The sequence below is a fragment of the Lentzea miocenica genome (assembly GCF_033949945.1).
GTDB lineage: Bacteria > Actinomycetota > Actinomycetes > Mycobacteriales > Pseudonocardiaceae > Lentzea > Lentzea miocenica.
The window spans coordinates 134542-148415 of sequence record NZ_JAXAVW010000023.1; the positions used below are offsets into that span (position 1 = coordinate 134542).

Here is a 13874-nt window from a genome sequence, read left to right on the forward strand (position 1 = left end):
AGGAATCGCGCGGGGAGCGGTGGGCACGCCAGCTCGCCCACCGAGCACGTCGGTAAAGCGGTGCCGGCGACGGGTCAAGCGGTGCCGGCAACGTGATGCCACCGCACGCAGGCACGTGCTCAAGGAGGCGCGGCCCACCGGACAGATGCACGACTCCTGGCTGTTGCGGGAGATGCTCGACGACGAGTGGTCCGAGGCGATGCTGTCCGGGCTCGCCGGCGGCATCGGGTTCATGTACTTCGTGTTCGAGTACAAGGGGCACACGCCCACGATGACGATCGTCGCGCGGCACCACCCCGCGCCGTTCATCCCGACCGCGCTGCAGCACGCGAACATCGCCCACGAAGTCACCAGCACCACGTCCGCGCGCAAGGCCGAACAGCAGTTGCGTTCAGCCGACGGGCCGGTGATCTGCTTGCTGGGCAAGGAGAAGCATCCGGTTGGCGTGCTCGGTGTCGACGGCGACGCGGTCACCGTGCACAACCACGGCACGAACGTCCAGCCGCTGGCCGAGTTCATGACGAGCTGGGGGCAGGGCAAGCACGAGATGATCAGCGTCGGTGAACGGACAGGCGAGCCCGACGTGGCCGCGGCCGTGCGGATGACGTGCGAACACCTCACCGGGCCGGTGCTGGGCAACAACTTCGACGTGAACTTCGGCTTCTCCGGCATGCGCAAGCTCGCGGAACAGTTGCGCGACAAGGGGAAGAAGGGCTGGGCCCAGCGGTGGGCCGGCGACCCCGGGTTCGTGCGGCAGCGGCTGCACGACTGCCTGGAGGTCGAGTACACGGCGAAGAGTGCGACGAGGCCGCTCTACGCGGAGTTCCTGGAGGAAGCTGGACTCCCTGGCGCACAAGGATTCCGGAAGTCCGGGAGGCTCTGGTCCGAGATCGCCGAGGGCGGCGACTACGACGAACTGGCCCAGAAAGTCGACGAGGCCCGTTCCATCGAGGAACGGGCCGTCCGTCAACTCATGAGCTAGGCCGACTGGGCCTGCCACATCCAGTGCGCCTGCTCCAGTTCCTGCGTGATGCCGATCAGCAGGTCCTGGGTGACGAGGTCCGGCTTGTCGGTCTCGTCGATGCGGGTGCGCATGCGGGCGATGAGCTTGCCCAGCGAGGACGTGATCGCGGTGACGACCTGCTCCTCCTTCAGCCAGCCGGTCTCGATCTCGGGCACGCCGGACGACGCGGCGATGGTCTTCGCCGTGCCGTTCGGCGTGACGCCGAGGGCGGCCGCGCGTTCGGCGACCTGGTCGGCGGCGTTGCGCGCGAGAACGACCAGTTCGTCGAGCTGAAGGTGGACGCTTCGGAAGTTCTTGCCGATCACGTTCCAGTGCGCCTGCTTCCCGATCAGGGACAGGTCGACGAGGTCGACGAGCGTTGCCTGCAGCACGGTTCCGACGGCATCGCGATCAGCGTCGGAGAGCGGGCTGGTGATCGGGTTCTTGGCCATGGTCGAACGCGCCTCCTCAGACGGTGACGGTGAGCGCCACCTCGATGTTGCCGCGCGTCGCGTTGGAGTACGGGCAGACCTGGTGGGCCTGCTCGACGAGCTTCTCCGCGACCGCCTGGTCGAGTCCGGGGATGTTCACCGCGAGCGCGACGGTCAGCTGGAAGCCGCCCGTGCCGTTGGATCCGATCCCCACCTTGGCGGTTACCTCAGAAGAAGCCACCTGAATCTTCCCGGCGCGCGCGACGGCCGAGAGCGCGGAGTTGAAGCAAGCCGCGTAACCGGCCGCGAACAGCTGCTCGGGGTTGGTCGCGTCGCCGCCGGGGCCACCCATCTCCTTGGGGACCGACAGCACCTCGTCGATCACACCATCGGATGAACGAACCTCGCCGTTGCGGCCTTCGCCGTAAGCAGTCGCCTCAGCCGTGTACAGCGCTTCCATTCCGCTCTCCCTTGAATCAGTGGTTTTGTTACCCACCGGTTAGAACGGATCGCGCACGACTTATCTGCCCGATCGTGACTCAGTTCACGTCCAGATGAGACGCCTGGCGCAGCGCGAACTCGGCGACCTGGCGGCCGATGACGCGAAGGTTCCGGTCCACGTCGGCGTCCGAACAGGCACCGTCGCCGTCGAACTTGACCTGCGCGGAGTTGATCGCGGCACCCAACGGCGTCGGCCAGCCGCGCAGCGCGTGCACGATCGAACGGACCGCCGCGAGCGTGTTCACCGCGGCCTGCCAGCCGTACGCGGCGGTGATGGTGCCGACCGCACGGCCGTCGAGGTACGGGCGTTCGTCGTCGCGCAGGTCCTCGATGTAGTCGAGGGCGTTCTTGACCAGACCGGACACGGTGCCGTGGTAGCCAGGCGACACGAGGATCACGCCGTCGGCCCGGCGCAGGTCCTCGACCATCCGCAGGGCGACGTCCGTGCGCTCCGGCACTGACGGGTCGTAGAAGGGAAGCACCAGCTCAGGGCCGCTGTACTGGATCGTTTCCGCACCGAGCTCGCGAGCGCCTTCCAGGGCCACCCGCAGCGCCCGCTCGGACTGCGAGTCGGACCTGATCGAGCCCCCGATGCCCACCACCGTCACCGTCATGACATCGATCCTTCCACCTCCAGATACCTGGAGATCCAGCCGTACTCGCGAGTAACCTGCAACACATGTCGAACTTCCAGGCCGGCGTACTGGCCGGTGCACTGCGCTTCGCGTTCGGTCTCCCCGGCCCGTTGCGCCGACTCATCGCCGGTGACCCGATCTACCTGGATGGCCAGTACCTGCACCCGGAAGCACAGCTGCTGCTGAAGCTCGCACATCTGTCCGGGACGGACTGGCGCACGAAGACAGCGTCCGAGAGCCGGCTAGACCTGGAGTTGAGTTCGAAGCTCGTCTCCGGTCCGAAGATCACCGGAGTGGACGCGCGCGACCTCACGATCGGCGAGTTCGCCGGTCGGCTCTACACGCCGCAGCTGCTCCCGACCGGCTCACCGTTGTTGATCTTCTACCACGGTGGCGGCTGGGTCACCGGTGGCCTGGAGACCCACGACAACCTGTGCCGGTTCCTCGCGAAGGAAGCCGGGGTGCGCGTGCTGGCGGCCGACTACCGGCTCGCCCCCGAGCACCCGTTCCCGGCGGCGGTCGACGACGCGGCCGAGGTGCTGCGCTACGCCGTGGCCAAGGCCGAGGACCTGGGCATCGACGCGAACCGGATCGCGCTCGGCGGCGACAGCGCGGGTGGCAACCTGGCCGCGGTCACCGCGCACAGCGCCGAGACGGACATCGCGTTCCTGCTGCTCTTCTACCCCGGCGTGGACGCTTCGGTGCGCCGCCGGTCGCGGGAGATCTTCGGCAACGGGTTCTTCCTGACCGACGAGAAGATGGACTGGTTCCTCGACCAGTACAGCGCCGGTGGCCAGGACCGTCACGACCCGCGGCTGTCGATCATGCTCGCCGAGGACCTCTCGGGCCTGCCACCCACCTACATCGCGACGGCGGGCTACGACCCGTTGCGCGACGAGGGCGAGGCCTTCGCCGAACGCCTGGCCGCCGACGGCGTGCCGGTCGTGCTGCGGCGCCACGAAGGCCTGTTCCACGGCTTCGCGAACGTGCTCGGCATCGGCGGGATCTTCCGCGAGGCCGTGTCCGAGGCCGTCGGCGCGCTGCGGACCGGCTTCGCGCTGGCCAACTCCGCTCAGGACGTGAGCGAGACCGCCTGATCCTGCCTGGACCGGCTCTGCCGGGAGAACACCCAGCCGAGACCGGCGACGGCCAGTCCGGCCAGTCCCGCGACGACGAAACCGAGCGGGGGTCCGCTGTGGTCCACCGCAACCCCCGCGAGCGGCTGACCTGCCGCGACGCCGAACGTGAAGGCCGAACCCTGCAGTCCCAGCGCCAGCCCGCGCGCTGAGGCCGGCGCGTGCTTGCTGATCAACTCGGTCGAGGCGGCGATGGTCGGCGCGCACAGCAGGTTCATCGGGATGAGCGCGATGGCCAGCAACGCCACACTGCCGTCGCCGAGGCCGACCGGGATCTCGAGCAACGCCATCCCCGCCAGCAGCACGACACCGCCCGGCACCCGTTTGAGGCTGCCGTAGAAGAGCCCGCCGAGGGCCGACGCGGCGCACATCACCACGAAGACCAGGCCGAGCCAGCTCTGCTGACCCGAGCGTTCCAGCGAGGCGATCGAGGCGATCTCCATGCCCGACAACGTCATCGTGGCGCCGAACGGGATGATCAACGCCGCGATCACCGGTCCGCGCAACCACTCCTTCACCTTGGGCTGAGGACCGGTGACGTCCTCGTCCTCGTGCACCAGCACCGGGTTCACCACGAACAGCACCGCGCTCGCGGCCAGGATCGCCACGCCGATCGAGATGAGCGCCGTGCCGGTCGAGAACTTCGTCGCGATCAGCACCCCCGCAGCGGGCCCGACCATGAACGACAGCTCGACCGAGATCGAGTCCAGCGAGAACGCCGGCCGCCGCTGCGCCGCGGGGATGAGAGCGGTGAGGGCCTGGCGGCCGATCGACATCATCGGCACCGCCACCAGCCCGTTGGCGAACGCCAGGACCAGCAGCAGGTAGTAGTCCATCAGCGGCGCCGTCACCCAGAAAACGCCTTCGAGCAGGCTCAGCGCGAGCGTGATCCGCAGGCCCTTGCTGTCGACCAGCCTGCCCATCAGCGGGGAGCCGAAGCCGAGACCGATCATCGTCGCGAAACCGACGGTGCCGGCCGCCGCGTAGCCCTTGTCGAGCGTGGTGACGACGTGCAGGGTCACCGTGACGCCCGCCGCCGTCGGGGGAATCCTGGCGAACAGCATCAGCAGCATCAGGGGACGTACCCCCGGCAGCGCCAGGACGTGTTTGAACGGGGCGAGGTTCACGGTGCCATCGTCGCCCCGGTGGCAACCGGTTTGCCCTGCCGGGCCAGCAGCCAGGCGACTCCCGCCACCAGCAGCCCGACCACGCCGACCACCGCGAACCCGAGGGGAGCGCCGCCGCGGTCGACAGCGACTCCGGCGAGCGGGGCGCCGATCGCGCTGCCGACGGTGAACGCCGACCCCTGCAGCCCCATCGCCAGACCACGAGCGGTGGGTGGCGCGAGCTTGCTGATGTGCTCTCCCGACGCCGCGATCAACGGTGCGCACATCAGGTTCATCGGCACGAGGAGCAGGCACAGCAGGAGGACGTTGCCGTCACCCAGGCCCACCGGGATCTCCAGGGCCGCCATGAGCACCAGCAACACCAGCACGCTGGGCACGCGCTTCACGCCGCCGTAGACCAACCCGCCCACGATCGACGCCGCGCACATCGCGAAGAACACGACGCCCAGCCAGCTCTGCTTGCCGATGTGCTCCAGCGACGCGATCGCCGAGACCTCCATGCCGCCGAGGCACACGGTCGCGCCGACGCACACGACCAGCACGCCGACGATCCGGCCGCGCATCCACTCGACGATCTTCGGCTGAGGCCCGTCGACGACCTCGTCCTCGTGCACCACCGGCGGGTTCGCCCAGTACAGCAGCACGCCCGCGATCAGGATCGAGACGCCGATGAACAGCAACGCGGCGTTCGTGGAGAACTTCGTCGCGACGAACACGCCGAGCGCGGGCCCGCCCATGAACGACAGTTCGACGGAGATCGAGTCGACCGACAACGCGACCCGGCGCCGGCTCTCCGGCACGAGCGCGGTGATGACCTGGCGTCCGATCGACATCATGGGCACGCCGAGCAGGCCGACGCCGAACGAGGTGAACAGCAGCGTCCAGTAGCCCATCAGCGGTGCGGTGAGCCAGAACGCCGCGGAGGCCGTGACGCTGATCGTGAGCATCGTGCGCAGGCCGCGTTCGTCGATCAGCCTGCCCATCAGCGGAGCGCCCAGCCCCATGCCGATCGTGCCCGCCGCCCCGACCAGTCCCGCCGCGCCGTACCCCCGGTCCAGGGTGACCGCGACGTGCAGCGTGAGGATCACGCCGGTCGCCGCCGGAGGCATCCTCGCGAAGAACATCAGCAGTGCGAGAGGGCGAACCCCGGGCAGCATGAGGACGTGTTTGAAGGGGGCGAGATCCACGTCCCCATCCTCACGCGGACCGCAAAATGTTTAACCCTTCGTTTTCTTGATGTGTTCAAGATCGCAGGACTAAGGTGATGGCCATGGCAGTCCCGGACCACCTCGTGTGTCGCGAATGCGGCCGAGTCGAGGACGTCGACTGCGTCTTCGAACCGGCGATGGAACTCGCCGGTTTCCACGTCGAACGCGCCGAGGTCACCTTCTGGGGCCGGTGCCCTCGCTGTACAGCTCCTCCAGCGCCCGGTACGCCTTCGCCACGAACGGTCGTGCCTTCGCGTACCTCGTGATGGCGTCCTCGTCCGGCGTGATCGTCCGAGTCGGCCGCACGAGGTCGACGGTCAGCGACTCGATCTCGTCCAGCGCCCGCCACGCCAGCAGCGCCGCGCCGACGGCCGAACCGCCGGTGTCCTCGGTGAGGTGCAACGGCATGCCGAGCGTGTTGGCCAGGGTCTGCGCCCAGATCGGGGCGCGGAAAGCACCACCGGTGATCCGCAGCGACTCCACGTGCGGAACCGCGTCCAGCACCAGTGCGAGCTGCTGACAAACGCCCTCGACCAGGGCTTTCGTGATCTGCTGCGGCGTGTGTTCGCGACGCAGGCCCAGCAACGCGGCGTGCGCGGTCGGATCCCACCACGGTGCCCGTTCGCCGAGCAGGTACGGCAACGCGACCAGGCCGTCCGAATCGACCTGCTCGGCCTGTTTCAGCAGGTCACCGACCGGAATGTGGAACGTCTCGGACGCCCACTGCGCCACCACGCCGCCGTTGCTGATCGCGCCGCCGCGGACCCAGAGACCTTCGGCGATCGCGTAGCTGAACGTGCGGCCCTCGTCGTCGACGCCGGGACCCCGCTGCGCCACCCGGAGCGCGCCCGACGTGCCGAGCGAGACCGCGCCGGCGCCGGGGGTGGCCGCGCCGACACCGAGGTTGCCGAGCGGGCCGTCACCGCCGCCGACGATGACCGGGATGCCCTTGCGCAGCCCGGGAATCTCGGCTTTCAACGGCGTCGAGTGAGTGGGTTCGACCAACGGCGGGAGCTGGTCCGCGGTGACGCCGGCGAACTCCAGCGACGGCTCGTGCCACTGGAGGGTGTGGATGTTCATCAGGCCGGTACCGGAACCGGACGAGTGCTCGTTGATCAGCTCGCCGGTGAGGTGCAGGTGCACGAAGTCCTTGATCTCGCACCACTTCGCCGCACGGACGCCGTTCTCGTGGAACCAGGCGAGCTTCATCAGCGGTGTGAACGAGTGGATCGGGGCGCCGGTCGCCTGGTGCAGTTCGCGGCCTTCTGACGTGCCCCGCAACCGTTCGGTCTGCTCTACGGCACGGTTGTCGGCCCAGCTCAACGCCTCCGTGACCGGCTTCAGCGACGCGTCCAGGCCCATGATCGAGTGCATGGCACCGGTCAGCGCGATGGCTCGGACGTCCTCGGAGGCCAGTTCGCGGATCGCGTCGAACGCGGCATCGAGCACCTGCTGCGGGTCGTGCGTGGCTTCGAGACCGCTGGTGCGCATCGGATACGCGCGTTCGGTGGAGGCGATCACGCGAGCCTGCGCGTCCACCGCGACGACCTTGGTGGCCGTCGTGCCGAGGTCGACCGCGAGGACGATCACGAGTCGGCCCGCACGGCGGTGAAGACCGCGAAGCTCGGGGACTGCCGCAGCGGGCCCCAGAACTCGTCGCCGCGCTCGTCGTCCGGCGTCACGGCGGGCTGGCGCGTCACCTCGGTCAGGCCGGCTCGCGTCAGCGCCGCGTCGAACACGCCGCGCTCCCAGTAGAAGGAGTCGAAGTCGAACGGCGGGTCGCCCAGCACGTGCACCTGGACCGGCTGCTTCACGTTCATCGGACCGGTGCGGGTGATCTCGTAGCCGTAGCGGCCGTACTGGGCGAGCAGGTCCCAGTCGGCGTCCGGGTTCGGGACCAGCGCGACGAGACGCCCGCCCTCGGCGAGGTTCGCCTTGAGGTTGCCGATCATGGCGTCGAGCGCGGGCACGTCTTCCGCGTAGCCGAGCAGCCACACGGCCGTGACGACGTCGAACTCGCCGAGCACGGGCAGGCCGGTCGCGTCGTGTTGCGCGTAGGTGATGCCACGCGGTTCGCGTTCCTCGACGTACCGGGCGTAGCCGATCATCTCGCCGGCCGAGTCGACGCCCACCACCTTCGTCGCGCCGAGGTCGTGGAAGAGCCGCGCGTAGAAACCGGTGCCGCAGGCGACGTCCAGCACGGACCTGCCGAGCAGGTCACCGACCGCCGACAGCAGCGTCGCGCGCTCGGCCAGTCCGGTCGGGATGTGCTTGGCCCGTTCGTAGATCACACCCAGCGCGTCGTACTGCTCGTCGCTCTCCGCCATGGATCTCAGCCTAGAACGCGAAGGGCCCCTGCCGTTCGCACGACAGGGGCCTTCACGTCAGAGCGTTCAGAGGCGCTTCGCGAGCTCTTCCGCGACCTCGTAGGTGTTCAGCGCGGCACCCTTGCGCAGGTTGTCACCGCACACGAAGAAGTCCAGCGTGTTCGGGAAGTCCAGCGCCTGACGCACGCGGCCGACGTACGTCGGGTCCTCGCCCACCATGTCGGCGGGCGTCGGGAAGCGCTTCGCGGCCGGGTCGTCGACCAGCACGATCGACGGCTGCGCCTCGAAGATCTTGTGCGCGGCCTCGACGGTGACCTCGCGGGCGAACGTCGCGTGGACGGACAGCGAGTGCGTGGTCACGACCGGGACGCGGACACACGTCGCGGAGACCTTCAGGTCCGGGATGCCGAGGATCTTGCGGGCCTCGTTGCGGACCTTCAGCTCCTCGGACGTCCAGCCGTCGTCCTTCAGCGAACCCGCCCACGGCACCACGTTCAGCGCCAGCGGAGCCGGGAACGGCGAGTCGGAGATGGGCAGGCCCGCTGCCTCCAGCGTCTCGCGGACATCGCCCGCGACGACACCGACCTCCTTGCCGGCCAGCGCGCTGATCTCGGCGTACAGGCGGTCGATCGCCGCCTGGCCACCGCCGGACGCGGCCTGGTAGGAGGCGACGACCAGTTCCTTGAGCTCGAACTCGCGGTGCAGGGCACCGAGCGACGCCATCATCGACAGCGTCGTGCAGTTCGGGTTCGCGATGATGCCGCGCGGGCGGTTGTTGATCTGGTCGGCGTTGACCTCGGGCACGACCAGCGGCACGTCCGCGTCCATCCGGAACGCGCCGGAGTTGTCGATCGCGACCGCGCCGCGCTCGGCGGCGATCGGGGCCCACTCGGCCGAGACCTCGTCCGGCACGTCGAACATCGCGATGTCCACGCCGTCGAACGCCTCGGGCGAGAGCGCGATGACCGTGACGTCCTGGCCGCGCACGTTGATCTTCTTGCCCGCCGAGCGCGGGGACGCGATCAGCCTGATCTCGCCCCACGGCACGGTGGACCGGGTGTTGATGATGTCGATCATGACGGTGCCGACGGCACCGGTCGCGCCTACCAGCGCGAGCACGGGGGCAGTCATCGTCCAGTCCCTGCGTAGACGACGGCCTCTTCGTCGGTGCCCAGGTCGAACGCGTCGTGCAGGGCACGGACGGCGTCGTCGAGCTGGGTGTCGCGGCAGATGACCGAGATGCGGATCTCCGAGGTGGAGATGATGTCGATGTTGACGCCGGCCGTGGCCAGCGCCTCGCAGAACGTCGCCGTGACGCCGGGGTGCGAGCGCATGCCCGCGCCGATCAGCGACACCTTGCCGACGTGCTCGTCGTAGAGGACCTGGTCGAAGCCGATCTCGCCACGCGACTTCTCCAGTGCCGCCACCGCGCGCGGGCCGTCGACCTTGGCCAGCGTGAACGTGATGTCGGTGCGGCCGGACGCGGCCTGCGAGACGTTCTGCACGACCATGTCGATGTCGAGCTCCGCCTGCGCCACCACCCGGAAGATCTTGGCCGCGATGCCGGGGTGGTCCGGCACGGCGGTGACAGTGATCTTGGCCTCGGACCGGTCGTGCGCGACGCCGGTGATCATCGCCTGTTCCACGTGAAGGTCCTCCACTGAACCGGACACGATGGTTCCGGTCTTGTTGCTGAACGAAGAGCGGACATGCACGGGCACGTTGTAGCGGCGGGCGTACTCCACACAGCGGAGCATCAGCACCTTGGCGCCACACGCGGCCATCTCGAGCATTTCCTCGTAAGTGATCGTGTCGAGCTTCTTCGCGTTCGGCACGATGCGCGGGTCGGCGGTGTAGACGCCGTCCACGTCGGTGTAGATCTCGCACACGTCGGCTTTGGTCGCGGCGGCGAGCGCCACCGCGGTGGTGTCGCTGCCGCCACGGCCGAGCGTCGTGATCTCCTTCGAGTCCTGGGAGACGCCCTGGAAGCCCGCGACGATCGCGATGGCCCCCTCGGACGTCGCGTCCTGGATCCGGCTCGGCGTCACGTCGATGATCCGCGCTTTGCCGTGCACCGAAGTCGTGATCACGCCGGCCTGCGAGCCCGTGTACGAGCGCGCTTCGGCGCCGAGCGAGTTGATCGCCATCGCGAGCAGCGACATCGAGATCCGCTCACCGGAGGTGAGAAGCATGTCGAGCTCACGCGCGGGCGGCACCGGCGAGACCTGGCGGGCGAGATCGAGCAGCTCATCAGTCGTGTCACCCATGGCGGACACGACGACGACGACGTCGTTCCCCGCCTTCTTGGTCGCGACGATGCGCTCGGCCACGCGTTTGATCCGCTCGGCGCTTCCAACCGATGAACCGCCGTACTTCTGGACGACGAGCGCCACCGACCTGACCTCCTTCGCGAGACTAAAACCCCACGTCGAAGGCAGCCTACCCGGACCACCTGGTGAGACTCTGGAGCCGTGACGCGCGTGACTACTCTGTCCGGGTGTCGTCGACCGCCGATGTCGTGGAGGCCCCAGCAGCCGTGCATGAGAGCAATGCGCCCTCACGGTTGGCCGAGGCGCTCAGACATCCCGTCGCGCTCTGGACGGCGCCCGCACTGATCTACCTGTTCGTTCGCCAGGTAGGTCTCTTCGTGCTGCAGCTCGTGGTCGAGTACCAGAACAAGATCAACGGCAAGGCCGACACCGCCGCCGACAACCTCAAGTCGTGGGACGGTGAGTGGTTCCTCGGAATCGCCTCCGGGGGCTACAACGACGTGCCGCTGCGCCTCACCGACGCGGCCGGCAAGCGCTCTGCCGAGACGCCGCTGGCGTTCTTCCCCGGCTACCCCGCCCTGATCAGGTGGGTCGACGGCCTGCCAGGCGTGGACGCGGTGGGCGCCGCCTTCGCGGTGAGCCTGATCAGCGGCCTGTTCTGCACCTACGGCCTGTTCGTGCTCGGCCGCGCGGTCCGCGGCGGTTCGACCAAGGCCGGTCTGATCTTCGTGACGCTGTTCGCCGCGTCCCCGATGGCCGTCGTGCTGTCCATGACCTACTCCGAAGCCACGTTCTGCGCGTTCGCCGCGTGGGCGCTCGTCGGCGTGGTGAAGAAACAATGGATCCTCGCCGGCGTGTGCTGCGCGGCGGCAGGCCTGGTCCGCCCCACCGCGGCAGCCCTGATCGCAGCGGTCGGCCTCGCGGCGCTGGTAGCGGTGATCGCCGACAAACGCGACTGGCGAGCGTGGGTAGGCGGCCTCATCGCACCGTTGGGCCTGCTCGGCTACCTCGGCTGGGTGGCGATCCGCACCGGTGACCTGACCGGCTGGTTCGGCGTGCAGCAACGCGGCTGGGGCTCGAAGTTCGACGGCGGCGCCGCCACCCTGGAGTTCGCCTTCGAACACCTCGGCAACCCGCGTTCCGAACTCGAAACCGGCACCGTCTGGCTGCTCGTCCTGGCCGTCGTGCTGGTCGTCTACGCCTTCCAGCGACGCATGGAATGGCCGCTGATCGCTTACGGCATCGGCGTGCTGGTCATGGACATCGGCTCGAACGGCCTGATGAACTCCAAGGCCCGCCTGCTCCTGCCCGCGTTCACCCTGCTGCTCCCGCTGGCCCTGGTCCTGGCCCGCCGCAAGACCTCCACGGTCCTGACCGTCCTGGGCCTGGCGACTCTTTTCAGCGCCTGGTTCGGCGCCAACGCCCTGGCCGTTTGGCAGTATGCGATCTGATGAACGAGCTGATCTCGAAGCGCTGGAGCCCGCGCGCGTTCGACGCTGAGGCAACGCTTTCCGACGACGACCTGCGCACCCTGCTGGAAGCCGCCCGCTGGGCCCCGTCCCACGGCAACAGCCAGCCGGCCCGCTTCGTCGTCGGCAAGCGCGGCACCCCGACGTTCGACGCGATCTTCGAAACCCTCCGACCGGGCAACAAGACCTGGGCCTTCCGCGCCTCCGCACTGCTGATCGGCTGCGTGATCACCGCCGACGATCGCGGCGACCTGCCCAGCATCGAGTTCGGCCTGGGCCTGGCCATGGAGAACATCGCCCTGCAGGCCGTGGACATGGGCCTGATCGCACACATGATGGGCGGCTTCGACAAAACAGCCGCCCACACCGCCTTCACCATGCCCGACGACGTACGCCCGCTGGTCGTCATGGCGCTGGGACACCAGGGCCGTCTGGAAGACCTCCCCGAAGACCTTCAAGCCCGCGAACAGCGCGAACGCCGCCGCCACCCGCTCTCCGAAACCGTCTTCACCGGCACCTGGGGCCAGTCACCCTTCGCATGAGAAGTACTTCCGCGCGACATCACTGTGCAGCGGAAACGCCAACGGCTCACGCTCAAAGATGACCTTGCGCTCCGACGCCTCGTCGTTCGGCACGAACGGCGGCATGTCCTCAACGTCGATCGCAGGCGCGGTGGCGAACATCAACACCGTTCCCCCGTCCGGCGTCGACACGAAGTGCAGCGGCTGCAACCCCTCAGGGTCGATCCGCACGCAAGCCTCTTCCTCGAGCTCCCGCACAGCACTCTGCTGCCAGGTCTCCCCACGCTCGATGAACCCGCTGACGAACGCCAGCTCCCCCACCGGCGGAATCGCCCGCCGAACCGTCAACAACCCGGTCCGAGCCCCGTCCTTGACCGGCACCAGCAACACCACGACCGGCGACGGGTTGTCCCACACCATGTATCCGCAACTCCCGCACTCACGCGGGTACCCGGACGTGTCGGCGTACTGAGCGCCGCAGCTGTTGCAGAAGTCGTCACGCGCCATGACCACGAACCTAGTTCAGGCGCCTCACGAGCTTGAGGACGATCGCTCGAACGGCCAGCCAGAACAACGCGGCCAGCCCAAAATTGACGATGACCCGGAGCTTGGCGTCTCCGGGTTCGAAAAGGTCCTTGAAGGCGAGCGCGACAGGCTCCGCAACCGCCTTCACAAAACTGGTTATCACGTTGTCAGGGTTGGCCCCGCCGACGGTGAGCACGACGTGAACGACGAGCACGACCGCCAGCGCGAGGCCGACCCAGCTGACAACTCCTGCGGCGATCCCGACCACCCGCGTACGCATGGGCCGGGAATCTACTACTCAGTAGCGCGACACCGCACGCGCGAGCAGCCCGGTCACGACCAGCCAGAACACGGCGGCGAGACCGTAGTTGAGGAAGACGTCGAGGTTGTAGTTACCGGTTCCGAAGAGGCCGGGGAAGAACAGTGCCAGGGGCTCGGCGAGGGACTGGACGAACTTGAAGAACGCGTTCGCCTGGTTCGCACCGAGCACGATCATCAGGATGTAGAGGATCTCGATCAGGGCGAAGAGCGCACCGATGCCGCTGATCACGCGTGAAGCCGTGCCGCGGCCACTGGTCGTACGTAATCTGGACATACATGAACGATTCCCGGATTCACGCGCCGCAAAACTTGTGCATGCACCATGACATGCACCTCATCGCGCCGAAGCCGGAGGCGAGGCGACCCGAAGGCGAAGCCGAGGCTCCTTCCGCTTGAAACG

General features: G+C 68.3%; 16 protein-coding genes. 4 read left to right on the plus strand and 12 right to left on the minus strand.

Translation table 11 applies throughout. From position 1 onward, the window contains the following. The first annotated feature begins 115 nt into the window (after positions 1–115). Positions 116–982: a hypothetical protein gene (locus SK803_RS27335; RefSeq protein WP_319968969.1), complete on the plus strand. Its 867-nt coding sequence runs from the start codon at positions 116–118 to the stop codon at positions 980–982. On the opposite strand, the gene SK803_RS27340 is transcribed toward SK803_RS27335, so the two are convergent. From SK803_RS27340 to SK803_RS27350, 3 genes are all read right to left on the minus strand, one after another. Next, the gene (locus tag SK803_RS27340) at positions 979–1455 is read right to left on the minus strand and encodes a Dps family protein (RefSeq protein ID WP_319968970.1); all 477 of its coding nucleotides are present in this window, start codon (positions 1453–1455) and stop codon (positions 979–981) included. The genes SK803_RS27335 and SK803_RS27340 overlap by 4 nt on opposite strands. 16 nt (positions 1456–1471) lie before the next feature. Next, positions 1472–1894 carry an organic hydroperoxide resistance protein gene (locus SK803_RS27345; protein WP_319968971.1) on the minus strand — a complete coding sequence of 141 codons (423 nt, stop codon included), beginning with the start codon at positions 1892–1894 and terminating at the stop codon, positions 1472–1474. Between the two features lie 79 nt (positions 1895–1973). After that, on the minus strand, positions 1974–2549 hold the full coding sequence (locus tag SK803_RS27350) for an NADPH-dependent FMN reductase (RefSeq protein WP_319968972.1): 576 nt from the start codon (positions 2547–2549) through the stop codon (positions 1974–1976). 65 nt (positions 2550–2614) lie between these two features. Between SK803_RS27350 and SK803_RS27355 the strand changes: the two genes are divergently transcribed. Further along, on the plus strand, positions 2615–3667 hold the full coding sequence (locus tag SK803_RS27355) for an alpha/beta hydrolase (protein ID WP_319968973.1): 1053 nt from the start codon (positions 2615–2617) through the stop codon (positions 3665–3667). On the opposite strand, the gene SK803_RS27360 is transcribed toward SK803_RS27355, so the two are convergent. The 6 genes from SK803_RS27360 to SK803_RS27385 all read right to left on the minus strand — a co-directional run bounded on the left by SK803_RS27360 (position 3643) and on the right by SK803_RS27385 (position 10761). After that, positions 3643–4833, minus strand: coding sequence for an MFS transporter (locus SK803_RS27360; protein ID WP_319968974.1), 1191 nt, complete (start codon positions 4831–4833; stop codon positions 3643–3645). The two genes, SK803_RS27355 and SK803_RS27360, sit on opposite strands and share 25 nt — an antisense overlap. Further along, a complete protein-coding gene (locus SK803_RS27365; RefSeq protein WP_319968975.1) occupies positions 4830–6020 on the minus strand; it encodes an MFS transporter in 1191 nt (396 codons plus the stop codon). The genes SK803_RS27360 and SK803_RS27365 overlap by 4 nt, the downstream gene beginning before the upstream one ends. 195 nt (positions 6021–6215) lie before the next feature. Then, positions 6216–7631: a gluconokinase gene (locus tag SK803_RS27370; RefSeq protein ID WP_319968976.1), complete on the minus strand. Its 1416-nt coding sequence runs from the start codon at positions 7629–7631 to the stop codon at positions 6216–6218. Further along, entirely contained in the window at positions 7628–8368 is a 741-nt protein-coding gene (locus SK803_RS27375) for a class I SAM-dependent methyltransferase (RefSeq protein WP_319968977.1), read from the minus strand. Before SK803_RS27375 ends, SK803_RS27370 begins: the two co-directional genes overlap by 4 nt. 66 nt (positions 8369–8434) lie before the next feature. Continuing rightward, entirely contained in the window at positions 8435–9499 is a 1065-nt protein-coding gene (locus SK803_RS27380; RefSeq protein WP_319968978.1) for an aspartate-semialdehyde dehydrogenase, read from the minus strand. Further along, positions 9496–10761 carry an aspartate kinase gene (locus SK803_RS27385; RefSeq protein WP_319968979.1) on the minus strand — a complete coding sequence of 422 codons (1266 nt, stop codon included), beginning with the start codon at positions 10759–10761 and terminating at the stop codon, positions 9496–9498. The genes SK803_RS27380 and SK803_RS27385 overlap by 4 nt, the downstream gene beginning before the upstream one ends. Before the next feature lie 104 nt (positions 10762–10865). On the opposite strand from SK803_RS27385, the gene SK803_RS27390 reads away from it, so the two are divergent. Both SK803_RS27390 and SK803_RS27395 read left to right on the plus strand, forming a co-directional pair. Further along, positions 10866–12089: a hypothetical protein gene (locus SK803_RS27390; protein ID WP_319968980.1), complete on the plus strand. Its 1224-nt coding sequence runs from the start codon at positions 10866–10868 to the stop codon at positions 12087–12089. Beyond that, positions 12089–12649: a nitroreductase family protein gene (locus SK803_RS27395; protein WP_319968981.1), complete on the plus strand. Its 561-nt coding sequence runs from the start codon at positions 12089–12091 to the stop codon at positions 12647–12649. Before SK803_RS27390 ends, SK803_RS27395 begins: the two co-directional genes overlap by 1 nt. Here the strand turns inward: SK803_RS27395 and SK803_RS27400 are convergent. The 3 genes from SK803_RS27400 to SK803_RS27410 are packed head-to-tail and all read right to left on the minus strand — an operon-like array spanning position 12635 to position 13748. Then, complete coding sequence (locus SK803_RS27400) at positions 12635–13135, minus strand: NUDIX domain-containing protein (RefSeq protein ID WP_319968982.1); 501 nt, start codon at positions 13133–13135, stop codon at positions 12635–12637. The genes SK803_RS27395 and SK803_RS27400 overlap by 15 nt on opposite strands. Before the next feature lie 10 nt (positions 13136–13145). Further along, the gene (locus SK803_RS27405; RefSeq protein ID WP_319968983.1) at positions 13146–13433 is read right to left on the minus strand and encodes a hypothetical protein; all 288 of its coding nucleotides are present in this window, start codon (positions 13431–13433) and stop codon (positions 13146–13148) included. 18 nt (positions 13434–13451) lie between these two features. Continuing rightward, the gene (locus SK803_RS27410) at positions 13452–13748 is read right to left on the minus strand and encodes a hypothetical protein (RefSeq protein ID WP_319968984.1); all 297 of its coding nucleotides are present in this window, start codon (positions 13746–13748) and stop codon (positions 13452–13454) included. Positions 13749–13874: the final 126 nt, after the last annotated feature.